This is a genomic window from Cellulomonas sp. P2_B4 (assembly GCF_056404795.1).
The window spans coordinates 347,695-369,935 of sequence record NZ_JBFUDI010000001.1 but is presented as its reverse complement, the minus strand read 5'-3'; the positions used below and the strand labels follow the sequence as shown (position 1 = coordinate 369,935).

Genomic DNA, 22,241 nt, shown 5'->3' with positions numbered 1-22,241 from the left:
TCGTCAGCTGTTGCCTAAACGGAGGCAGCCTCCGTATAGTTCCTCTAAGTGGAGGCTCCTTCCACTTATCCCATCGTACGTCGCGGAGGTCCGCGTGTCTGCCCCATCCCCCGTTGCCCGAGTCGCCTCGTCGCGACTCGTGCTCGCCGCCATCCTCACCACCCAGCTGATGCTCGTCCTCGACGCCACGATCGTGAACGTCGCCCTGCCCGACATCCGCACCGACCTCGGGTTCACGCCGACCGGCCTGTCCTGGGTCATGAACGCCTACACGCTCGCGTTCGGCGGCCTGCTGCTGCTCGGCGCCCGCGCCGGCGACATCCTCGGCCGGCGCCGCGTCCTCATCGGCGGTGTCGCACTGTTCACGCTCGCCTCGCTCGTCGGCGGGTTCGCCCAGTCCCCCACCGAGCTGCTCGTCGCCCGCGCGGTCCAGGGAGCCGGCGCGGCGTTCGCCGCTCCGTCCGGGCTCGCGCTGCTCATGGCCCGCTTCCCCGAGGGGCGCGAGCGCACGCGCGCCATCGGCTACTACTCGGCCGTCTCGATCGGCGGATCGGCCCTCGGCCTGATCGCCGGCGGCATGCTCACCCAGTGGGTGTCGTGGCGCTGGGTTTTCTTCGTCAACGTGCCGATCGGCATCGCCCTGATCGTGCTCGCCCGCGTCGTCCTGCCCGAGACGCCCCGGCACCCCGGCCGCTTCGACCTCGTCGGCGCCGCGACCTCGACCCTCGGCATGACGTCGCTGGTCTACGGGTTCGTCCGCGCCGCGAGCTCGGGCTGGAGCGACCCCGGCACGATCCTCGCGTTCACGGCCGGAGTCCTGCTGCTGGCGGCGTTCATCATGGTCGAGCTGCGCGCGCCGGCCCCGATCACGCCCCTGCGGCTGTTCGCGGACCGCACGCGGTCCTCGTCCTACGTCGCCCGCCTGCTGCTCGTCGCCGGGATGATGGGCATGTTCTTCTTCCTGACCCAGTTCCTGCAGGAGATCCTCGGCTACTCGCCGCTCGCGACGGGCTTCGCGTTCCTGCCGCTGACCGTCGTGCTCTTCGTCGCGTCCCGCGTCAGCGCGTCGCTGGTGTCCCGGCTCGGCGTCCGGCCGCTGATGGTGGGCGGCCTCGCGCTGTCCACCACGGGCCTGCTGATCCTGTCCCAGATCTCGGCGGACAGCTCCTACTGGGCCGTCCTCGTGCCGCTCGTCCTGTTCGGTGCCGGCAACGGGCTCGCGTTCGTCCCGCTGACGTCGCTCGGGCTGGCCGGCGTCGCGCCGAAGGACGCCGGTGCGGCCTCCGGGCTCGTCAACGTCAGCCAGCAGGTGGGTGGCTCGCTCGGGCTGGCGATCCTGGTGACGGTCGCCTCGTCGGCCGCACGGGGCGCGACCCCCACGGGCAGCACCGCGACCCAGATCGCGCAGCACGCGTTCGTCGTCGGCGCCGACCGGGCGTTCTTCGTCGCGGCGATGTTCATCGCGGCGACCATGGTGCTCCTCGCCGTCATGGTGCGGACGCCCAAGGCTCCGGCCGTCGAGACGCAGCTCGAGCGCGACCTCGAGCTCGCTCTGGACTGACCCCGCCGGTCCGGCTGCTCGACGAGAGCGGCAGCTCGCCACCTTCGCGTGGCGGGCTGCCGCTCTCGTCGTCCAGGGTCGTCAGCGGCGCCCGGGCACGGCCAGCCGACGCACCACCGTGCTCGGACCGCGGGCCGTGCCGTGCGCGTTCCACGCCTCGGTCAGCCTCTCGGCGACGACCTCGACGCGCGAACGACCACCCAGACGACGCGCGGCGCCGGGCTGCACGGCCCACGCGCCCACGAACCGCCCGGCGTCGAGGATCACGTTCACGCGGGTGCTCGGCACGATCGTGACGACGGCCGCCCAGGGCACCCAGGTCTCGTGCAGCACGTTGCGGACATAGATGCCGGTCGTGCGGGCCTCGACGACCGGCAGCAGGGACCCGAGGACGCTGAACGCCGCCAGGATCACGCCGAGCACGACGTAGACCGCCGACCCGCGCGACGCCCCGACCCCGATCATGAGCAGCCCGAGCGCGACGCCGAGCCAGCCGGCCACCAGGGTGCTCGCCGACATCCGCTCCCGCCAGAGCGGCTCACCGTCTCGGAAGGTCTGGGTCACGGTCTCGTATCTACACCCTCAGGGCAGGTAGCCGCCGATCATTGCGTCCACCCACGCCTGCTTGTCGGCGCTCGAGCAGTCCGACGTGTAGTGCGTCCACGAGGCACCGAACCGCTGGGCCACGCAGTCGGCGGCCTTCTCCTGCGGGCGGTCCCCGAACGCGGGGGCCATGCGGTCGCCCAGCTCGCCCCACGACAGGCCATACGCCGCGGCGAGCCGCCCCTGGTAGATGTGGGCGATCTCGTGCCGGACGACGTCCCGCGTCTTGCCGGGGTTCCCGGCGAGCGCGGAGCCGTTGACCATGATGTACGAGGTGTTGCCGGACCACACCGCGCCCAGGTGGCCGGAGAGGTCGGGGTCGTCCCAGTGGATCGAGACCCCGGCGTTGCCCGGCAGCGCGCGCAGCGCGGCCTCCCCCACCTCCTGCACGGTCCCGCCACCCTGAGCAGGCGGCGGCGCGGGAACCCGGCTCCTGCTCTGGTGGCTCACGGGAGTGACGGAGTTGCGCGTGGCGGCCTCAGCAGCGCGCCGTGCCTGCTCGGCGTTCCACGCCGCCTCGGCGGCGGCGACCTCCCCGGTCAGCCGCGACACCTCGCCGGTCGCGACGACCACCCGCGAGTAGACGGTCTCGGGCGCGGCGAGTGCGCCGACCGCCGACTCGAGCTCGGCGCGGTGCGCGTCGTCGACCTTTCCGGCCGAGCTGGCCAGAGCGGCGGCCGCGTCGGCGAGCGCGACGTCCCGATTCCCGACGACGGCGGCGCGCTCGGCCTCGATCGACTCCAGCCGCGTGCGGACCGCGCCGTCACGGGCCGTGTCGAGGAAGGCCAGCTCGGTGCGCCAGTCGGCGGACAGGGCGTGCACCCGGTGCGCGACCTGCCGCTGGTGCTCGACCAGCTCGGCATGCTGACGCGCCTGGACGCCCGCGCTGGCGACGAGCCCGGTGGTCCACGCGACGAGGACGACGACCAGCGCGACGAGGACGACGTGGCCGTTGACGCGACGGAGATCGGCCAGGGTGATGCGCGGGACACGGGGCAGATCGAGTGTCGACAAGGGAAGCGCCTCTCCGGGGGAACACGCTTTCCTTCGGCAGGTCGGGGCTTCCGATGAAGGTCATAGGCACCTATGACCAACAAATGTTGTGGAGATCACTCGTCTGGGTGGTAGAACCTCATCCATACGGATGAGGTTCTTGGGCGATGCCTATCGTGCCTGCTCAGTGCCGCGCAAGGCCAGGACCGGCCGCTGTTGACCGACCTGACTGTCCCCCTGATGACCGTGCTCTCAGTCATAGGCTTTGTCAACGGCCTCCGCGTCCGTCGCCGCGATCAGGCGCTCCCCGACGGACCGCACCACCGCACGCAGCTCCGGGCCACCCCTCACCTGGAAGGGGACCGGGATGCCCGCGAGCCGGCCCGCGTACCAGGGTGGGTCGCTCGTGCTGCCCACGAGACGGCACGACGAGCCGTCGACCGGTTCGATCCGGCCGAGATCTCGCGGCAGCCAGCGGGCCGCTCGGTGCGCCGGGGCCTCGACGACCACGTCGACCGCGTACTCCCAGCCGACCGCCAGGTGCTCCTCGAGCTCCGCGACGGGGTCGAGCTCTGCAGGCGGCTCGAACGTCTCGGCGAGCACCTCGACACCGGCGACCCGGTCCACCCGGTACGCGCGCCGCGCATCCGCGGCCGGCGAGTGGCACAGCAGGTACCAGCGGCCGTGCCGGACGACGACCGCCCACGGCTCGACCTCGGGCTGCCAGGCGTTCCCGCCCTCCGAGCGGTACGTCAGCCGGACCCTGGTCCGCGCCGAGCACGCCTGCACCAGCGCGGTCGCGATCGTCGGGTCCGGACGCGCCGCCGCACGGTCGGGCGCGGGTGCCGCGACCTCGCGCACGGCCCGCACGGGGGCCGCGACGGACTCGGGCAGCGACCGAACGATCTTGCCGAGCGCGGTCCCCACCGGCTGCGTCGGGTCGTCGGCCTCGTGGTGCCCGTCGAGAACGGCCATCACCAGAGCCAGGGCCTCCGAGGCGGTGAAGACGAGAGGCGGCGGTCGCTGGCCGCGTCCCACCCGGTAGCCGCCGTACGGCCCGCGCGTCGAGACGATCGGGATGTCGGCATCCCGCAGGGTCGCGACGTAGCGCCGGGCCGCCCGCGGCGAGACGCCGAGCCGGTCCGCGATCCGATCGGCGCTGATGCCGGGGCTCGCCTGGATGAGCTCGAGCGCGGTCAACGCTCGCGCCGTGGGGTTCTGGTCCTCGCTCACCATCCCTGCCTTCCGGACGCTTCCCGTCCGGAACCACCCTAGAACGTAGGGTTGTCGACGTGACGAGCCGCGACGACCGGCTGCGCGGCTCCTGGGACCGCCGCGCCAGCGCGTACGACAGACGCATGAGCACGGCCGAGCGGAAGTGGTTCGGCGCCGCCCGTCCGTGGCTGTGCCGACGAGCCACCGGCCGCACGCTGGAGGTCGCGGTCGGCACCGGGCTGAACCTGCCCCACTACCCCGCCGGTCTGGACCTCACGGGGATCGAGTGGAGCCCGTCGATGCTCGCGGTCGCGGTGCGGCGGGCCGCCGACCTCGGCATCACCGCGGACCTGCGGCAGGCAGACGCGCGCGACCTTCCCTTCGCGGAGGCCTCGTTCGACACGGTCCTCATGACGTTCTCGCTGTGCAGCATCCCCGACGAACGTCGTGCGGTCGACGAGCTGGCCCGCGTGCTCCGGCCGGGCGGGCTGCTGCTCCTCGCGGACCACGTGGAGTCGTCGAGCTGGGCCGTGCGGTCGTTGCAGAGGCTCGTCGACGTGGTGTCGGTGCCGCTCCAGGGCGAGCGCTTCTGCCACCGGCCGCTGCGCCAGGTGGAGTCCCTCGGGTTCACGCTCGAGGCGCACGAGCGGCGGGCTCTCGGCATGGTCGAGCAGCTGGCCGCCCGTCGGCCGTGACTGCTCAGGCGAGCCGGAACAGCGCGGGGCCGACCACGCGCACGCGACGCACCTCGAGGCCTTCGTAGAACCGTCGGCCCACGCACTGCATGGACCAGGCGTGCTCGCGGCACAGCTCCTCGGACGACCACACCTGCGCGTAGCCCCACCCGGGTGCGTCCAGCCGCGCACCGTTGACCTCGCCCATGACGGACACGAAGCGTTCGTCGGCCGAGCCGTCGAGCGGCACGGGTCCGATGGGGTGCACGACGGCCCAGACGATCGACCCCACGACCGGGTCCCCGAGCCTGATACCCGCGGGTGCCGTTGTGCTCATGAACCGAGTCTCGCCGCCTGCGGCGAACACCAGACGGACGTCGTCGGAACGCTGGTGGAAGGTCCAGCGCACGGCCCCGGCCGGGAGCTCGCCGCAACGAGCTCGCTGACCCGGACGCGTCAGGTGCCTACGCCTCGCCGCGCTCGACCGTGCGGCTGCGCCGGAAGTCGTCGGCGATCTGCTGCGCCTGGGCGCTGATCAGCTGGACGTAGTCGGAGAGCAGCGTCTCGACGAGCTCCGGCCGGGCGCCCGCCTCGGACGCCCCCTTCCAGAGCCGTTTGGCCGCAGCGATGTCGGCGTTCGACACTTCCACGCGCAGGTCCATGACCCGAGCATCGCCCACCGCAGGCGCTGTGACCATCGTCCCGGAGCAGCCTCACCCGGAGGTTCCACCGTTGGTGTCTGGAGTCAGCGCGAGCGGCCGAACACCCCTGACCACGGTCACCGGCGGGTGTGTCTGGCTCAGGTCAGCCAGACCGCCCGCCAGGGCGCCAGCCACAGCGCGCCGTCGTCGCCGAGCTCCACGTTCGTGCCGGTCAGCGCGTCGCGGGCGTTCACGAGCCCGTGCTCGCGCAGCCGGGAACCGAGCACCGGCCGCCAGTCGCCCGTGACGTTGTAGGCGGCGAGCATCGGCCCGAGCGGGTGCCGACGCACGATCGTCAGCACCCCGGGGTCGTCGGGCTCGAGGACCTCGCTCGCGACCGAGGCGTGCAGGTGCGGCAGCGACGACCGCACGCGGGCGAGGTGCCGCAGGCCGCCGTACACCCGCGCCTCGACGGTGCCGGGGTCGTCCAGCCGCGCGACGACCGCCGGGTCGAGCCGCGGTCGGTGCGCCCAGCGGTTGTCGTCGGCGTGCCCGGCCTCCGACGCCCAGTGCGGGTCGTTCGGCAGGCCCAGCTCGTCGCCGGACCACAGCACCGGGACGCCGCCCCAGCCCATCACCACGGCGTGCGCCAGGAGCAGGCGGGCGATGGCGGCGTCGGTCCCGTGGCCGGTCTCCCGGGCGGTCTCGAGGCCGACGAGGCTCGCCGCGGTGCCGCTGATCCGGCGGTCGCCCGTGGCGGCGTTGTGCTGGAACACCAGCCCGCGGGCGTCGGAGCCGGGGAACGACCCGGCGTACCAGTCCGAGAGGAACTGGCGGTGCAGGTAGCCGTCCAGGCCGACCGCCCACGCGTCGGCGTCGTCGATCGCCCAGCCGATGTCGTCGTGGCACCGCAGGTACGTGACCCACGCGGTCGTGGTCGGGGTCGGCGGGAGCGCGCGCAGGGCGCGGGAGGCGAGACGGGTGTCCTTGGAGGCGAGCATCGACCACACGTGGACCATGAGGGCGTTGTGGTACGCCAGGTCGCTGACCTTGCCGTGGTGGACGCCCGTGCCCAGGTAGCGCACCAGGTCCCCGGGCCCGACGATCGCCTCGGCCTTGAACACCACCGCGGGGCACGCGATCCGCGCCACCGCCCGCATCGCCTGCGTGATCGCGTGCACCTCGGGCTCGTTCTGGCACGTCGTGCCCATCCGCTTCCACAGGAACGCGATCGCGTCCAGCCGGAACACCTCGACGCCCTGGTTAGCCAGGAACAGCACGACGTCCACGAGCTCTGCGAACACCCGCGGGTTCGACCAGTCGAGGTCCCACTGCCACGCGTTGAAGGTGGTCCAGACCCAGCCCGCGACGTCGTCGTCCCACGTGAAGCTCCCCGGTGCGAAGTCCGGGAACACCTCCGGCAGGGTCCGCTCGAACGCGTCCGGGACGGCGCGATCGGGGTAGACGTGGAAGTACTCGCGGTAGCGCTGCTCCCCCGCTCGTGCCCGGCGCGCCCACTCGTGCTCGCGCGCCACGTGGTTGAGCACGAGGTCGAGCACCAGGCTGATGCCGGCGCGTCGCAGGTCGGTGGCCAGGGCCCGCAGGTCGTCCATCGTGCCCAGGTCCGGGCGCACCGTCCGGTAGTCGGCGACCGCGTAGCCGCCGTCGTTGTCGCCGTCGCGCGGCAGCAGCAGAGGCATGAGGTGCAGGTACGTCACGCCGAGCTCGCGCAGGTAGTCCACCGAGCCACGCACCCCGTCCAGGTCGTCCGCGAAACGCTCGGCGTAGGTGGCGTAGCCCAGCATCTGCGGCTGCTGGAACCAGTCGGGCGCCAGGGTGCGCTGCTGGTCGAGGCGGTGCAGCTCGGGGTCGCGCTCGGCGTAGGCGCGGGCCGCCGACCCGACGAGATCGACCAGGAGCGCCCGGCCGGCCTCGCCCGGGTAGACCGTCTCGACGCCGTCCCGCAGATCGGGCCACCAGCGTTCGAGCCGCAGCTCGAACAGCTCCGCGCGGGCCGCATCGAGGTCAGCGAGCGCAGCAGCGGCGGCGGCCCTGACATCCGCGGGCGGAACCATGTCAGCTCCTTGCCGGCCAGGAGGTGACTGGCCGCGACAGGTCCATTGTCACCAGACCCGACGACGTTCAGCGCGGCGAACGCCTCAGTCCTCCGGCGCGGTCACCGTGGTCATCGACGCGATCCACCCGTCGGCGTCCGTCTCGTCGACGACGAAGTCCTCCATCGGGCGCTGCAGACGGGACGTGCGGTCCGACGAGACGACGCCGTCCCACGAGCTCTGGAACACCGGTGCCTTGCTCATCAGGTCGACCACGAACCCCAGGTAACCCTTCTCGGCGTCGTCGATCTGCGGGTCCGCCTGGATCACGGCGAGCGCGTTGGTGGTGGCGGGCAGGTTGCCGAGCGCCAGCTGGTCGGTGACGAACTCGTCGCTGTAGAGCTGCGCCAGGAACTGCGCGATCGCCGCCGAGTACGTGGTCTGCGCACTCACGTTGTAGAAGCCCCCGGTGCCGCCCGTGATCGCACCGGGCTCCCCACCGGCGTCCGCGAGGTCGGGGAACGCGGTCCAGCCCAGGTTCGTCGCGACGAACTCCGGGTCCGCCGACTTCAGCCACTCGTAGTTCCGGCTGCCCATGAGCTCGTACGCGGACGTCCCCTGGACCATCAGCCGGGCCGTGCCGGCGGCACCCGCGCCCTCCGTGTCGAACACCGGCCCGAATGCACCCGAGTCCCGCAGGTCGGCGAGGTCGCTCAGTGCCGCGCGGCTGGCGTCGCTGCTCCAGACGCTCGCGTCGCCGCTCAGCCCCGCCGCGACGGCGGCGCTGCCGGCGTGCCGGGCGTACAGGTACTGGAACCACAGCTGCGTCGGCCACAGGTCGCGGCCCGCCAGCGCGATCGGCAGGTGCCCCGAGTCCGTCAGCGGCTGGACCTGCGCCAGGAGGTCCTCCCAGGTGGTGGCGGGCTCGACGCCGGCGTCGGCCAGGACCGCCTTGTTGTAGAAGAGGAACGCTGGCTCCACGCCCCGCACGGGGATCCCGTAGGCGCTGCCGAGGATGACCTCCTTCTCGAAGACCGTCGCGAGGAACGAGTCCTTGAGCGCGGGGTTCTCGGTGACGAGCTGGTCCAGCGGCAGGACCAGACCCTGCTCGACCAGCGCCTGGATGTCGCGGGCACCCCCGCTCATGAAGACGTCGGGCGCCGCCGTGCTGCCCAGCCGCGACCGGACGTACGCCTGGTACTGCGAGCTGTTGTCGGCCACCTTGTCGAGGACGGCCTTGACGTCGGACGTCTCGTTGAACCGTGCGACGGCCGCCTCCTCCGCCGCGACCGAGCCGTCGTTCAGGACCGCGATGTGGAACTCGTGGTCACGCTCGGGGACGCCGCCCGCACCGCCGCAACCGGCGAGCGAGAGTGCGACGAGCGACGCGACGGCGACGCCCGCAGCCCGCTGCCGGGACCGCCCACGGACATGCCCGTTCCACCGTCGACTCGCGCGCATCAGAACTCCTTGTGAGGGGGCTCCGCCCGCGCGCGGAGAGACAGGTTCCGGATCAGCGACGGTCGACCGTCGATGGTCGACCGGACCTCGTCGTCCGGCAATGAGAACGAGGTGAGATTAGGACGCCGGAATCGTGAGCACAAGACATTCACTTACAGCGCAGTAAGCGAATCACCACGGGGGAACAGGAGAGGTCAGGTTCCGACACGAATCGACGGCGAAACGCGAGTGTTGGCGAGGGATGTGCCGATTTGCCCGGCAGGATTTTCCACCCGGTCCGATCTCGGGACCGACCGGACGGCCAGCCCCTCCTCTGTTCGTGCTTCGCGCTGCCGACGTGCAGGCACGCGGCGCGCTTGAATGAGCCATGGCCCCGGAACACTCACCCGCCGTCGAGCTCGAGGTCGGGTCCCGCACCGTGCGGCTCTCCAACCCCGATCGCGTCTACTTCCCCGCCAGCGGCGCCACCAAGCTCGACCTCGCGAACTACTACCTCGCCGTCGGTGACGGGATCGTGCGTGCGCTGCGGGATCGCCCCTGCATGCTGCATCGCTACCCGACGGGCGTCGCCGGGGAGAAGGTGCACCAGAAGCGGCTGCCGCGAGGCGCTCCACCGTGGATGGAGACGGTGGAGGTCTACTTCCCGCGCTACGGCCGCACCGCCGACGAGCTGTGCGTGACCGAGCTGGCCCACGTGATCTGGGCGGTGCAGATGTCGACCGTCGAGTTCCACCCGTGGAACAGCCGTCGGGCCGACACCGAACGCCCCGACGAGTGGCGCATCGACCTGGACCCGATGCCGGACTGCCCCTTCGACCGGGTACGACGGGTGGCGCACGTGGCGCACGAGGTCCTGGACGAGCTGGGCGCAGTCGGCTGGCCGAAGACCTCCGGGGGCTCCGGCCTGCACGTCTACGTCCGGATCGCGCCGGAGCACGGGTTCGCGGACGTACGACGAGCAGCGCTCGCCTTCGCGCGGGAGGTCGAACGCCGTGCACCGGACGACGTCACGACCACGTGGTGGCGGCGCGACCGGGATCCGTCGCTCGTGTTCGTCGACTACAACCAGAACGCGCGCGACCACACCATCGCCTCGGCCTACTCGGTGCGCGGCACCCCCGACGCCACCGTGTCGACGCCCCTGCGCTGGGACGAGATCGACGACGTCGATCCCCACGACTGCACCCTGCGCACGGTCCCCGCACGTTTTGCCGAGCTCGGCGACCTCCATGCCGGCATCGACGATGCGGTGTTCGACCTGGCGCCCCTGCTGCAGTGGGCCGAGCGCGACGAGCGCGACGGTGTCCCGGAACCTCCGGAAGACGATGCGTGAGCCGAAATCCGTCGAACGACGATGGCCCGGACCATCAGGTCCGGGCCTTCGTCATCGTGTAGCGGGGGCAGGGGGTGAACCTGCGACCTCTGGGTGACGAGCCCAGCGAGCTACCGAGCTGCTCCACCCGGCGTCGGTAATCCACCGCGATGATCGCCACACGCCGGTCCCCCTCAGGTTCCCGGTGGAGCCGTGCTGGAGGTTGCCACGGAAGTCCGCCCAGCCGATCGTGTGCGCGTCCCGCACCGAGACGAAGCCCGGCGGGCCCTCGCGGAATGGGACGTAGGGCCATCCGGTCTGGCTGACCGTCGCGAGGTACAAGCCGTCCATCCGGGCCAGGAGAGCAGCCTCTCGTTGACCCAACGGGTCGGCGCCCGCAGGCACCCGTCGCCCTTGGCCGCACCCGGTCGTAGAACTCGGCGCTGCCGTAGTGCTGCTGGTCCTCGCGGACGTCATCAGTGAAGGCGATGCACCCGTACTGCCTTCTCACGTCGGCTCCCTGTCGTCCGGGTCGTGCGGGCGTCCGCGCTCCCGCCGCGACGGCTGCCGAGAGGAGGTCAGGCGGTCACGGAGGCGAGAGCCTCGCGGATGACCTCGACGACCTCCTTGGGGTGGGAGAGCATCAGCAGGTGGGACGAGTCGATCTCGGAGACCTTCATCCCCGCACGCTCGTAGCCGAACCGCTCGACCTCGGGGTTGATGACGGTGTCCGAGGAGGCCACCACGCCCCAGGCGGGCTTGGTCTTCCAGGCGGCGACGCTGGCCGGCTGCGCGAACGCGACCGCAGCCAGCGGGCGCTGCGAGACGGCCAGCACGCGGGCGAGGTCGGGGTCGACGTCGGGCGCGAAGATCTCCGGGAACCTGGCGACGTCGACGAAGACGTCGGTGCCGGGCTCGTCGGAGCCGTCGACGGGGAACGTGGCGTAGGCGAGGGCCCCCGCGAGCGGTGACTCCGGGAAGCGTCCCTGCAGCTCACCGAGGCTCTCCCCCTCGTCCAGCGCGTAGCCGGCGAGGTAGACCAGTCCGACGACGTTGTCCTCGACACCGGCCACCGTGATCACCGCGCCCCCGTAGGAGTGCCCGACGAGGACGACGGGGCCGTCGATCTGGCGCACGACGGAGGCGATGTACGCGGCGTCACCGACCAGGCCGCGGTTCGGACCGGCCGGGACCACGACCTTCGTGCCGTCGTCGAGCAGCTCGGCGACGACGCGGGCGTAGCTGGAGGCATCGGCGAAGGCTCCGTGGACCAGGACCACGGTGGGTGTGACTGACATGGCTTCTCCTCGGATCGCACCGCCGACGGGACGGGTCTGCTCGCGGCGGTAGACGGCTGTTCGGATCGCTCCCTGTGCCGCCGACGCTAGAGAGCCGGTGTGGAGAAGAAGTGACGAACGAGTGGACCACCGTCCGCGGGACCGGCGGACGTCAGTCCTTCAGCACCGCGGCCTCGACCCGTTCGAGGATCCACCGTCTCGTGCGGTCCACTCCCCACCCGAAGGTCTCGACGGCGAGGACGAACTGGGCGTGCCGGAAGTGGAAGAAGATGATGCGCGCCGCATCGTCCACCGACAGACCATCGGCCAGGTCACCGACGTCCTCGATCCCCTGGACGATCACGGCCAACGCCTCGTGATGACGCTGATCGGCGATGCCGACGAAGTCCGCTGCCGGCGGAGCGCTCGCGGCCGCCCGGGTGACGATGCGGATGATGTCGTCGTCCGCGGCGTAGAGCTCGACGTAGCCGTCGGCAAGCGTCGTCAGCTTGGCATGTCCGGTGGTGGCCGCCGCGCAGTCGGCGATGATGCGGGTCACCAGGTCGCTCCGGGTCCACATGTCCATCAGCGTCCGGAGCAGACCCTCCTTGCCGCCGCACTGGGCGTACACGGTGGCGGCGGAGACCCGCGCCTCGCGGGCGATCGACGGGACCGTTGTCTGCTCGTAGCCGTTCGCGGCGAAGAGCTTGCGGGCCGCCTCCACGACGCTCTGCCGGGTCATCTCGGCGTACTCGTCGCGCCGGCTGGGTGGTCGTGACTCGCCTGGCACCGTCGGTGGTCCCGTCCCTCGGTCGTGAGATCTGGCTAGAGAGGTACTCCAGCGCCTAGATTATCTGTCGAGCAACCGCACGAGCGCTCCAACTCGCACCACGCCACTCAGACGACCAGAGGCGGAGCCGGCGGACAGGAGACGGACATGAGCGTGACGCTCGTGCACGAGGGCCCCGACCGGGTCGGGCCACCGGCGCTCACGCAGCCGTTGCGCCTGCAGGTGCTCGGTCCGCTCCGGCTGTGGCGAGGCACCACCGAGCTCGACGCCGGACCGCGCCAGCAGAGCTATCTGCTGGCGCTGCTCCTCGCTCGGGGCGGCCGCCCCACCGGCGCCGCGGAGCTGATCGACCTGATCTGGGGCGAGGGCGCGCCCGCGAGCGCGTTGAACGTGATCCACAAGCACATCGGTTCGCTGCGGCGTCTCCTGGAACCCGACCTCCCGTCCCGCGACGCGGGCACCTACCTGGTGCGCCGGGGCGCCGGCTACCTGTGCGCGGCAGGAGCGGACGTCCTCGACCTCGCGGCGTTCCGCCATCTCACCGGCGCTGCACGATCAGCCCTCGCCGCAGCCGACGGGACGACGGCACTCGACCTGTTCGTCGAGGCGCTCGGTCTGTGGAGCGGCCCGGCGGGCGACGGGTGGGCGCACGGGCCTGCGGCCGCGTCGATCTTCGCCGGCCTCGACGACGAGTTCTTCCGGGCCTGTGTCGACGCCACAGGGGTCGCGCTGTCCCACGGTTGCCCCGAACGGGTCCTGCCCGCACTGCACCTCGCCGCCACGATGGCGCCTCTGCACGAGCCGGTGCAGTCGTGCCTGATGGACCTGCTGGGCGCTGCGGGCCTCCAGGCCGAGGCGCTCACCGTGTTCGACACGGTGCGCAGCCGCCTCGTGAACGACCTCGGCATCGATCCTGGAGCTTCGCTCGCGGCCGCGCACCACCGGGTGCTCGCGCAGACACGATCGTCGACCTCCGCCACGCAGCCTGCCCCGCCCTCGGGCACTGCGGCTGGGGACACGGGCGTCCCGGGACGACTTGTCGGCCGCTCGGACGAGATCGCCACGTTGCGCCACGCGCTCGAACCGACCTTCGCCGCGAGAACAGCAGTCGTGCTCCTCGAGGGTGAGCCCGGGGCCGGGAAGAGCCGCCTCCTGGAGGAGCTCGCCTGCCACGCTGGGGCACGTGGCGCTCTCGTCGTGCGGGGCCACTGTCTGGAGGGCGAGGGGACCCCCACGATGTGGCCGTGGATCGAGGTGGTGACCGGCCTCGTCGACGCCATGGCGCCGGACCGGCGCGAACGATGGCTCTCGCGCGATCTCGGCCACCTCGTCGGCACCGACGCCGCCTCGTGGCCGACGCTCCCGATCCCTGACAGCAGCGCACGGTTCCGCCTGCAGGAGCAGCTGGTCGACGTCATCGCGGAGTCGGCCCGGGAACGACCCGTGGTGATGGTGATCGACGACCTCCAGTGGGCCGACCCCAGCTCTCTGCAGGTGCTCGAGCACGTCATCGCCCGACTTCCTTCCAGCAGCGCCGCCGTCGGTGCATCTCGCGACTCCTGCCCCTCGCCCAGCCCCGACCTGTCCCACATGCTCGCCGCAGCCAGCCGCGCGCCCGGACACCGCCGCGTCAGGGTGGGGCCTCTGAGTCCGCCCGAGGTCGCCGAGCTGGTCCAGCTCGAGACCGGCGTCGTCCCGACCACGGAGATCGCCACGCTGGTGCACAGCCGCACGGGGGGCAACCCCTTCTTCGTGCAGGAGCTGGGCCGGCTGTGGACGGCCGGCGAGGCGGCGTCCAGGCCGGCGGTGCTGAGCACCGGTGTGCCCCTGACGGTCCGCGACGTCGTCCGCGACCGCCTCGGCGCACTCGACCACGATGCGCAGGAGCTCCTGGAGGTCGCAGCGCTGGTCGGCCGGGACGTCGAGATCGCCGTGCTCGCCCGGGCAGCATCTCTGGACGTGTCAGCCAGCCTCGGACGCCTCGAGCCCGTGCGCGCCCTCGGACTGATCGGCCCGAGCCCGGGAGATCCGTACAGCTACCGCTTCGTCCACGACCTCGTGCGGCAGGCCGTGTCCGAGGCGATCCCACCGGGCCGCGCCGCCGCGCTCCACGGACGGATCGCCGATGCCCTCGAGGGCGCCGGGCTCGGCGGGGAGTCCGTCGCCGAGAGGGTCGCCCACCACCTGTGGGCGGCAGGTCCCCTGGGCGATGCGGCCCGGACGGTCGACGCCCTGATCCGCGCCGGAGCCCGGGCCAAGGAGAAGACCGCGCTGGGCGCGGCAGAGCGTCAGCTCAGATCTGCCGTGGAGCTCGCGCGCCGATCGTCCCTGCTCGAGCTGGAGCTCGAGGCGCTCTCGCAGCTGATCGCCGTCGTCGGCATGCGCTCGATGTACGGCCGGACGTCGGTGAGCCTGCTGGAGCGGGCGGAGCAGGTGGCCCGGGGCCTCGATCGCGAGCGGGATGCCGCCGGGTTCCTCTTCTCACGCTGGACCGCGCACGGCCAGGGCCTCGAGCTGGAGACCAGCGGCCCCCTCGCTCGTCGGCTGCTCACGCAGGGCACGGCGTCCGACGACCTGGTCGTCCGCATCTACGGGCAGGCCGCCTGGGGGATCCACCAGTGGCACCTGGGCAACGTCGGAGAGTCGTTCCGTACCCTCAGCGCGATGCACTCCGACGGCCGGTCCGAGGAACGCGCGGCAGACCCCGACCCGGTCCGGGACGGTCTGCAGCTCCTCACCGCCGGCACGTTCGCCGAGATCTCCGCGTACCACGGGGACGCCGCACAGGCGCGAGTGCTCCACGACCGGCTCGAGACAGCGGCCGGTGACGACCCCTACGCGGTCACCGTCGCCACCACCATGGCGGCACGGACCGCCGCGGTCGTCGGTGATCCCGAGTGGGCACTCGGCCGCAGCGAGCGTGGGATCGCGGTCGACCCGCACTTCTCCTTCGTCTTCCTCGGGACCTACCTACGGCTGGCCCGGTGCTGGGCGATGGCGATGAGCGGGCGCGACCCGGGTCCGGCGTCGGACGAGGCGGAACGACTGATCCTGGTGAACCTGTCGAACCCGGTTCGCTCGTGCGTCTCGACCTGGTACGCGCTGCTCGCCGAGATGCGCATCGCCGCGGGGTCGCTGTCCGCCGCGTCCGCGGCCCTCGATCGTGCCGACGACTGCCTGGAACGCTACGGCCAACGCTCGGCAGAAGGGCTCGTGGTCCTGGTGAGGGCGCAGCTGGCTGCGGCCGCCGGCGACCATCTCGGCGCCGTCCGCCTGGCCGAGCGTGCCCGGGCGGTCGCGCTCGGCCGGGGCGCGCACCTGTTCGCGAGTCGGGCCGAGCTGCTGCTGAGCTCGCTCCAGGTCTCGCCGGTTCCCCGAGCGGTCTCAGCGGTGCATCGCTGAGCAGGGAGATCGCGTGAACGACGAAGGCCCGGACCATCAGGTCCGGGCCTTCGTCTTCTTGTAGCGGGGGCAGGATTTGAACCTGCGACCTCTGGGTTATGAGCCCAGCGAGCTACCGAGCTGCTCCACCCCGCGTCGGTGAGTACAACCTACCTCAGACCGCAGGGGCACCCAAATCGCAGGGCCCCGACCGGCGGTTGCGTACGTCACAACCGCCGGTCGGACGCCGTCACGGGCTGAGCTTCTCCTCGGCCGCGAGCGCGGCGTCGATGGCCGCGTCGAGGCTCTTCTGCGCCTCGCCGTAGGCCGCGAAGTCGCCGATCGCGAGGGCGGCCTGGCCGTCCTGGATCGCCTTGTTCGCCTGCTGGAGAGCCTTGGTCAGGTCGGCTCGCACCTGGGCCTGCGTGTCCGAGTCGGGCGGAGCGGTGCCGGTGTCGCCACCGGTGTCGCCCGTGCCTGCGTCGGGTGGCGTCGTCGGTTCCCCGGCAGCCGGATCGGTCCCGGCGTCGCCGGCGTCCGCACCTGAGTCGCCGCCGAACACCTGGTCGAGGGCACCGTCGAGGGTGTCCGCGAACCCGATGTTGTCGCCGAAGCCGACGAGCACGCGCTGCAGGGTCGGGTACGTGGTGCCGCTGGCGGCCTGGACGTAGACCGGCTGGACGTACAGCAGTCCCCCACCGACGGGCAGCGTGAGCAGGTTGCCGCGCCGGACCTTGGAGTCGCCGCGGCTCAGGATGTTGAGCTCGTTGGAGACCGTCGGGTCGGACGTGAAGTTGTTGTTCATCTGCCCGGGTCCGGGCACCGTCGAGTCGCGCGGCAGCTCGAGCAGCCGCATCTTGCCGTAGTCGGCCGACGGTTTGCCCGCCTCGCTGCCGGCGTCCGCGTCGACGGCGAGGTAGCCCGTCATCACGTTGCGCGCGTTGGCGCCCCGCGGGATGAACGTGGACATCAGCGAGAACTTCGCCTTGTCCTGGTCGGGCATCTTCAGCGTCAGGTAGTACGGCGGCTGCGGGACCTTGACGGTGCTCGTCGGGTCGTCCGGGTTGTTCCAGAAGTCGTTGCCCGAGAAGAACTGCACCGAGTCGGTCACGTGGTACTGGGTGAGCAGGTTGCGCTGCACCTTGAACAGGTCCTCGGGGTAGCGCAGGTGGCTCATCGTCGCGCCGTCGATGTCCGAGATCGGCTTGAGCGACGTCGGGAACGTCTTGGACCACGCCTTGAGGATCGGGTCCTTGGCGTCCCAGGCGTAGAGCGTGACCGAGCCGTCGTAGGCGTCGACCGTGGCCTTCACCGAGTTGCGGATGTAGTTCACGTTCTTCGGCTGGAGCGCCTGGATCGTGTCCGACGTCTCCGTGAGGGAGTCGGTCGTGGCGGCGTCGAGCGACCGGGACGCGGAGTACGGGTACTGGTCGGTCGTGGTGTAGCCGTCGATGATCCACTTGACGCGTCCGTCGACGACCGCCGGGTACACGCGGCCGTCGAGCGTGAGGTACGGGGCGACCTTCTGGACGCGCTCGCGCGGGTCGCGGTCGTACAGGATCTGCGAGTCGGGCGTGACGCGGTCGGAGAACAGGATGTTGCCCTGCCCGAACTTCAGCGCGTAGAGCAGCTTGTTCAGCGGGCTGCCGATGCTCGGGCCGGCGCTGACGGTCTGCGTCGGGAAGCGTGTGTTGACGGCGCCGGAGGACGCGTCGTCCGGGTAGTCGAGCTCCCAGCCGGTCGTGCCCCCGGGGCCGCCGACGATCGAGTACTCGGGCGACTTCGGGCTGAAGTAGATGCGCGGCTCGTAGGGGCCCATGTCGCCCGTCGACGGGATGCCGCCCTCCCAGAAGTCGGGGGCACCGCGCGCGGCGGTCGTGTTGCCGAACGCGGCGACGACGCCGAAGCCGTGCGTGTAGACGGTCGCGTCGTTGGTCCAGTTGCGCTGCTGCGCGTCCAGGCCGGCCAGGTCGAGCTCGCGCACCGCGATCACGGTGTCGCGGCTCTCGCCGTTGACCTCGTAGCGGTCGACCGCCAGCGAGTCCGGGAAGTCGTAGAAGCCGCGGATCTGCTCGAGCTGCTTGAACGACGGGCTGACCACCTGCGGGTCGAGGAGCCGGATCGACGCCGTCGTCTCGGCGTCCTGGCGCAGGGCGCCGGCCTCGGCCGTGACCTTGGCGGTGTAGTCGGTGGTCTCGACGTCCTTGAGCCCGTAGGCGTCGAGCGTCGCGTCGATGTTGCGGGAGATGTACTCCGACTCGGCGTCCTGCTGGTTCGGCTGCACCTGGAACTTCTGCACGACGGCCGGGTAGATGCCGCCGACGGCGATCGCCGCCACGATCATGAGCCCGACGCCGATGGCCGGCAGGCGCCAGTTGCCACGGATCGCGGTGACGATGAACAGCACGGCCACGAAGATCGCGATGAGGGCCAGGATCAGCTTGGACGGGATGACGGCGTGCACGTCGGTGAACGAGGCGCCCGCGAACTTGTTGCTCTGGCTCTTGGTGAGGATCGAGTACCGGTCGAGCCAGTAGTTCGCGGCGATGAGCAGCATGATCACCGCGGCGATGACCGACAGGTGCACGCGGGCCGCGCGGGTGGTGCGCGGCGCCCCGCCGCGCTGGCCACCGATCCGCAGGCCGCCGTAGAGGTACTGGGTGGCGACGGCGCCGATTCCCGCGAGCACCGCGACAGCCATGAGGAACGACGCGACGAACCGCAGGCCCGGCAGCGTGAACATGTAGAAGCCGAGGTCGATGTGGTACTGCGGGTCCACCTGGCCGACGGTGCCGCCGTGGATCCAGAGCTGGATGGTCGCCCACTGCTGGGACGCGGCGGCGCCGGCGAACAGGCCGAGCACCGCGGGGCCGACGATCATCACGAGCCGACGCAGCGGCTCGATCGCCTCGCGATACTGGTCGAGGTTCGCCTGCTCCTGCGTGGAGGGCGCGTACACGGGCCGGGAGCGGTAGCCGAAGCTGAGGCTCCAGCCGACGGCGCCGGCCATGATGGCGAACCCGAGCACGAACAGGATCAGGCGCGTGCCCCACTCGGTGGCCAGGACCTGGCCGAAGCCGAGCTGGCGGTACCAGAGCACCTCGGTCCACACCTGCGCGAGGATCAGCACGACGATCACGAGCACACCGAGCGTGATCAGCGTCGGTACGAGCGCACCCCGCCGGCGCTGGCGTGCCGGGGCTGGGCGGGGCGGATTGGCAGATGTCACGGTGCTGCGGTCCTCGTCGTCGGCAAAGCGTCCTGGCTGGTCTGGCACGGTACCGGACCTGCCTGAACGGCCGCACCGGGCGAACCGCTCGATCCCAGAACGCCTCGTTCACGGCGCCAGTTCCCACCGTTACCAGTTCGAGTCCCGAGGCGTCCGGATGCGACCATGAGGGGTGACCGAAACTGCTCCGGACCCCGCGCTGAGCGCGCTCGCCGAATCCGTCCTCGAGATCGAGCGGCACGTCGCCGAGGCGGGCTGGGACGGACCGGTGCGCGTGTTCGCTCTGGTCCGGACGCAGGAGGCCCTGCTGACCGAGCCGGGCCTCGCCGCACAGCTCGATCCGTCGGTGCTGGCGGCCGCGACCGCGCAGCCCTGGCACCTCACCTCGATCGAGCAGGAGGAGCTGCCCTCGGCGCCGGACCTGGAGACGCTCCTGGCCGGGCTCTCGTGGCCGGCCACCGTCGACGGGATGGCCGTCACGGTCGAGCGCGTCGTGCTGCCGCCCGCGGCCGAGGAGGCCATGCCCGACGACGCCGGTGCGGCCCTGGAGTACCTGCTGGCCCATCCCGAGCGGCAGGACGTGCGGCTGGCGGTCGGGGCGCTGCGCGGCGGACCGTCGTGGTGCGCCGTGCGGATGCGCGCGGACGACGACCCCCAGCAGGTCGGTCAGGGACCCGACCTCGTCCCCGGGCTCGTCGCCGCGGTGCGCTCGACCTTCGACTGAGCGAGCGAGCCGGGCCCGCCTACGGAGCAGGCGTGCAGGTCGGCAGGTCGCTCGTCTTGCCCGCACCGATCGCCTCGACCGCGAGGCGGGCCTCGTGCAGCGTCGCGATCTTGACCACGCGGAGCCCGTCGGGCACGTGCCCGACCACCTCGTCGCAGTTCGACGACGGCGCCAGGAACCACGACGCTCCGTCGCGCAGCGCTCCGGGCATCTTCTGGCGGATGCCCCCGATCGGGCCGACGTCGCCGTTCACGTCGATCGTCCCGGTCCCGGCGATGTCCTTGCCGCCGGTCTCGTCCTGCGCCGTCATCTTGTCGATGATCCCGAGCGCGAACWTGGTCCCGGCGCTCGGGCCGCCGATGTCGTCGATGCTGATCGTCACGTCGACCGGGAAGTCGAACGACGGGTCGATGTAGATGCCGATCTGCGCGGTGCCGTCGTCCTTGGTGCCCGTGACGACCGGCACGTCGACCGTCTGGCCCTGCCGCGTGACGGTCAGGGTGATCGTCGACCCCGGGTCGACCTCGCCCAGGTGGTCCAGCAGCGTGGTGTAGTCCGGCACCGGGATGCCGTCGATGGCGACGATGACGTCGCCCTTCTCGACCTTGCCGTCGGCGTCGGAGTCCTCGACCGTTCCCGCGACGACGAGCGTGGCGGGGACCTCGTAGCCCAGCTCCGTCAGCGCGGCCACGGTCGCGTTCTCCTGCGACGAGACCATCTCGGCGTTGTTGGACTCGTTGATCTCGTCCTGCGACGCGTCCGGCGGGTAGAGCAGCTCGACGGGGAGCACCACCGACGACGGCGACACCCAGCCCGAGATGACGTCGCGGATGGTCGACGGGAACCCCGGCCCGCCGGTCCCGGAGACCGTCGTGAGCCGCAGCTCGCCGGTCGTCGGGAAGGTGTCGGCGCCGCTGATCGTGATGAGCGGGGTGCCGTCGTGCTCGCCGAGCACGTTGCGCGTGGGACCGGGGCTGTTCACCGCGTACGGCGTCGGCAGCACGATCAGCACCGCGAGGAGCACGGCCGACGCGAGCATCGCGACCGAGAGCATGATCGAGCGCGGGGTGGCGCGGGGCGCCGGCTCGTCGAAGTCGTACGGCGTCTGCGGTTCCGGCGCGACCGGGGGCTGCTCGAGCACCTGCCGATCATCCCCTACGCAGGGGTGCGTCAGCGCCCTCGCCGCGCACGGGCCTGCCGCCATACGGCCGCGGTCCCGACGAACGCCACCGCCGCACCGGCCGCACCGATGGCCGCGGCGTCCCGCGTGCCCAGCCGCCGACCGGCCACGGCCACCCGGCCCTGGACCCCCTCGAGCAGCACGTCGAGGCACTGCGCGCTCGACCACGCGGGCTCCCAGCCCGCGGCGCGCAGCCCGTCCGACGCCACGGTCCACGGGTAGACGACGAACGCCAGCTCGCCGGCCGGCGAGGGCAGGACCCCGACCCTGTGCAGGCGCTCGGCGGTGCCGAAGGCGGTGGTCGCGGCGAGCTCGATCCCGCGCATGCCGGCGGCCCGCAGCACCTGGTCCGGCTCGAGCGCGTCCGTCGCCCCGACCGTCAGCGGTCCGACGAGCCCGTGCTCCACCGCGAACCGCGCGGCCGACGCCACGTCGTCGACGTGCACGAACTGCCACTGCCGCCTGGCGCCGCGCACCGTCAGCAACCTGGGCGCCTCGAAGTGCCGCGTGACGAACGTGTCGACGCCCGCACCCGCGAGCGCGGCCGGCCGCAGGACGGTGATGAGCGGGCTCCCGCGTCGCGCACCGCGCTCCAGCACCGCCTCCATGGCGAGCAGGTCGCCGACGAGCCCGTCGCGGGACGCCTCGTCGAACGTGGCCGCGGCATCTGCGTCCCGGATCTCGGGCCGGTCGGGCCACGCCCCGTGCACGGCCGCCGACGAGATCGCGACGAGGTGCCGCGCACCGACGGCCCGCGCCGCGGCCAGGGTGCGCTGGGTGTGCGCCACCACGGCCTTCTGCCGTTCGCTGGCACCACGCGAGCCGGCGCCGACCATGTCGCCGGGGTGCCCGACGAGCACCACGACAGTCGCGCCGGCGAGCAGGTCCCGCGCGCCCTGGGGCGGCAGCTCGTCGACTGTTCGGACGGTGCTCCGGGGGCCCTGCCACCCGGTCGCGAGGCCGCGCGCGACCGGGCCGCGCCCCACCACGACGACGACGGCTGCGTCGTCGTCGGCCGTCGTCGCGACCCCCCGCCGCGGGCTGCGCCCTGAGCGAACCTGCTCCCCCACCGTTCCCCGATCCCCGGGCTGCATGGTTACTTTGGAAACGCAGCCGACCCAATCGTCTCAGGTGGTTCTTCGAGGA

General features: G+C 71.9%; 17 protein-coding genes and 2 tRNA genes. 5 read left to right on the top strand and 14 right to left on the bottom strand.

Annotated elements, in window-relative coordinates; all coding sequences use genetic code 11:
- Positions 1–94: 94 nt before the first annotated feature.
- On the top strand, positions 95–1,561 hold the full coding sequence (locus tag AC1DZC_RS01795) for an MFS transporter (protein WP_477042019.1): 1,467 nt from the start codon (positions 95–97) through the stop codon (positions 1,559–1,561).
- A gap of 81 nt (positions 1,562–1,642) precedes the next feature.
- Here the strand turns inward: AC1DZC_RS01795 and AC1DZC_RS01790 are convergent, their stop codons facing one another.
- The 3 genes from AC1DZC_RS01790 to AC1DZC_RS01780 form a co-directional block, all read right to left on the bottom strand.
- Positions 1,643–2,125 carry a hypothetical protein gene (locus tag AC1DZC_RS01790; RefSeq protein ID WP_477042018.1) on the bottom strand — a complete coding sequence of 161 codons (483 nt, stop codon included), beginning with the start codon at positions 2,123–2,125 and terminating at the stop codon, positions 1,643–1,645.
- 18 nt (positions 2,126–2,143) lie between these two features.
- Positions 2,144–3,178 carry a hypothetical protein gene (locus AC1DZC_RS01785; protein ID WP_477042017.1) on the bottom strand — a complete coding sequence of 345 codons (1,035 nt, stop codon included), beginning with the start codon at positions 3,176–3,178 and terminating at the stop codon, positions 2,144–2,146.
- Positions 3,179–3,409: 231 nt separating this feature from the next.
- Positions 3,410–4,390: a helix-turn-helix transcriptional regulator gene (locus AC1DZC_RS01780; RefSeq protein WP_477042016.1), complete on the bottom strand. Its 981-nt coding sequence runs from the start codon at positions 4,388–4,390 to the stop codon at positions 3,410–3,412.
- A gap of 59 nt (positions 4,391–4,449) precedes the next feature.
- On the opposite strand from AC1DZC_RS01780, the gene AC1DZC_RS01775 reads away from it, so the two are divergent.
- Positions 4,450–5,067, top strand: coding sequence for a class I SAM-dependent methyltransferase (locus AC1DZC_RS01775; protein WP_477038189.1), 618 nt, complete (start codon positions 4,450–4,452; stop codon positions 5,065–5,067).
- A gap of 4 nt (positions 5,068–5,071) precedes the next feature.
- Here AC1DZC_RS01775 and AC1DZC_RS01770 read toward each other — a convergent pair whose 3' ends face one another.
- From AC1DZC_RS01770 to AC1DZC_RS01755, 4 genes are all read right to left on the bottom strand, one after another.
- The gene (locus AC1DZC_RS01770; RefSeq protein WP_477038188.1) at positions 5,072–5,383 is read right to left on the bottom strand and encodes a hypothetical protein; all 312 of its coding nucleotides are present in this window, start codon (positions 5,381–5,383) and stop codon (positions 5,072–5,074) included.
- A gap of 127 nt (positions 5,384–5,510) precedes the next feature.
- On the bottom strand, positions 5,511–5,708 hold the full coding sequence (locus AC1DZC_RS01765; protein ID WP_477038187.1) for a hypothetical protein: 198 nt from the start codon (positions 5,706–5,708) through the stop codon (positions 5,511–5,513).
- A gap of 137 nt (positions 5,709–5,845) precedes the next feature.
- Complete coding sequence (locus AC1DZC_RS01760) at positions 5,846–7,762, bottom strand: alpha-amylase family protein (RefSeq protein WP_477042015.1); 1,917 nt, start codon at positions 7,760–7,762, stop codon at positions 5,846–5,848.
- 84 nt (positions 7,763–7,846) lie between these two features.
- Positions 7,847–9,202, bottom strand: coding sequence for an ABC transporter substrate-binding protein (locus AC1DZC_RS01755; protein WP_477042014.1), 1,356 nt, complete (start codon positions 9,200–9,202; stop codon positions 7,847–7,849).
- Between the two features lie 367 nt (positions 9,203–9,569).
- Between AC1DZC_RS01755 and ligD the strand changes: the two genes are divergently transcribed.
- A complete protein-coding gene (gene ligD / locus AC1DZC_RS01750; protein WP_477042013.1) occupies positions 9,570–10,535 on the top strand; it encodes a non-homologous end-joining DNA ligase in 966 nt (321 codons plus the stop codon).
- A 59-nt stretch (positions 10,536–10,594) separates the two neighbouring features.
- On the opposite strand, the gene AC1DZC_RS01745 is transcribed toward ligD, so the two are convergent.
- The 3 genes from AC1DZC_RS01745 to AC1DZC_RS01735 all read right to left on the bottom strand — a co-directional run bounded on the left by AC1DZC_RS01745 (position 10,595) and on the right by AC1DZC_RS01735 (position 12,533).
- Positions 10,595–10,668 (bottom strand) — tRNA-Thr (locus AC1DZC_RS01745).
- A gap of 424 nt (positions 10,669–11,092) precedes the next feature.
- On the bottom strand, positions 11,093–11,812 hold the full coding sequence (locus AC1DZC_RS01740) for an alpha/beta fold hydrolase (RefSeq protein WP_477042012.1): 720 nt from the start codon (positions 11,810–11,812) through the stop codon (positions 11,093–11,095).
- Positions 11,813–11,963: 151 nt separating this feature from the next.
- Positions 11,964–12,533, bottom strand: a complete 570-nt coding sequence (locus AC1DZC_RS01735; RefSeq protein ID WP_477038183.1) for a TetR/AcrR family transcriptional regulator — start codon at positions 12,531–12,533, stop codon at positions 11,964–11,966.
- Between the two features lie 195 nt (positions 12,534–12,728).
- On the opposite strand from AC1DZC_RS01735, the gene AC1DZC_RS01730 reads away from it, so the two are divergent.
- Positions 12,729–15,983 (top strand): ATP-binding protein, encoded by a 3,255-nt coding sequence (locus AC1DZC_RS01730; protein ID WP_477042011.1) that lies wholly within the window; start codon positions 12,729–12,731, stop codon positions 15,981–15,983.
- A 61-nt stretch (positions 15,984–16,044) separates the two neighbouring features.
- On the opposite strand, the gene AC1DZC_RS01725 is transcribed toward AC1DZC_RS01730, so the two are convergent.
- A tRNA-Met gene (locus AC1DZC_RS01725) sits at positions 16,045–16,118 on the bottom strand.
- Between the two features lie 94 nt (positions 16,119–16,212).
- Positions 16,213–19,191: a UPF0182 family membrane protein gene (locus AC1DZC_RS01720; RefSeq protein ID WP_477042010.1), complete on the bottom strand. Its 2,979-nt coding sequence runs from the start codon at positions 19,189–19,191 to the stop codon at positions 16,213–16,215.
- Between the two features lie 172 nt (positions 19,192–19,363).
- Here AC1DZC_RS01720 and AC1DZC_RS01715 point away from each other — a divergent pair, with 172 nt between their 5' ends.
- Positions 19,364–19,915, top strand: coding sequence for a PPA1309 family protein (locus AC1DZC_RS01715; protein WP_477042009.1), 552 nt, complete (start codon positions 19,364–19,366; stop codon positions 19,913–19,915).
- A 19-nt stretch (positions 19,916–19,934) separates the two neighbouring features.
- On the opposite strand, the gene AC1DZC_RS01710 is transcribed toward AC1DZC_RS01715, so the two are convergent.
- Positions 19,935–21,056: a YlbL family protein gene (locus AC1DZC_RS01710; RefSeq protein ID WP_477042008.1), complete on the bottom strand. Its 1,122-nt coding sequence runs from the start codon at positions 21,054–21,056 to the stop codon at positions 19,935–19,937.
- A 29-nt stretch (positions 21,057–21,085) separates the two neighbouring features.
- Positions 21,086–22,165 carry an NAD-dependent epimerase/dehydratase family protein gene (locus tag AC1DZC_RS01705; RefSeq protein WP_477042007.1) on the bottom strand — a complete coding sequence of 360 codons (1,080 nt, stop codon included), beginning with the start codon at positions 22,163–22,165 and terminating at the stop codon, positions 21,086–21,088.
- Between the last annotated feature and the right edge of the window lie 76 nt (positions 22,166–22,241).

What these genes read in the sequence shown, in the direction of transcription:
- AC1DZC_RS01765 (WP_477038187.1), bottom strand. Translation starts at nt 5,708, where the DNA reads ATGGACCTGCGCGTGGAAGTGTCGAACGCCGACATCGCTGCGGCCAAA.
- AC1DZC_RS01735 (WP_477038183.1), bottom strand. Translation starts at nt 12,533, where the DNA reads ATGACCCGGCAGAGCGTCGTGGAGGCGGCCCGCAAGCTCTTCGCCGCG.
- AC1DZC_RS01740 (WP_477042012.1), bottom strand. Translation starts at nt 11,812, where the DNA reads ATGTCAGTCACACCCACCGTGGTCCTGGTCCACGGAGCCTTCGCCGAT.
- AC1DZC_RS01770 (WP_477038188.1), bottom strand. Translation starts at nt 5,383, where the DNA reads ATGAGCACAACGGCACCCGCGGGTATCAGGCTCGGGGACCCGGTCGTG.
- ligD (WP_477042013.1), top strand. Translation starts at nt 9,570, where the DNA reads ATGGCCCCGGAACACTCACCCGCCGTCGAGCTCGAGGTCGGGTCCCGC.
- AC1DZC_RS01755 (WP_477042014.1), bottom strand. Translation starts at nt 9,202, where the DNA reads ATGCGCGCGAGTCGACGGTGGAACGGGCATGTCCGTGGGCGGTCCCGG.
- AC1DZC_RS01730 (WP_477042011.1), top strand. Translation starts at nt 12,729, where the DNA reads ATGAGCGTGACGCTCGTGCACGAGGGCCCCGACCGGGTCGGGCCACCG.
- AC1DZC_RS01760 (WP_477042015.1), bottom strand. Translation starts at nt 7,762, where the DNA reads ATGGTTCCGCCCGCGGATGTCAGGGCCGCCGCCGCTGCTGCGCTCGCT.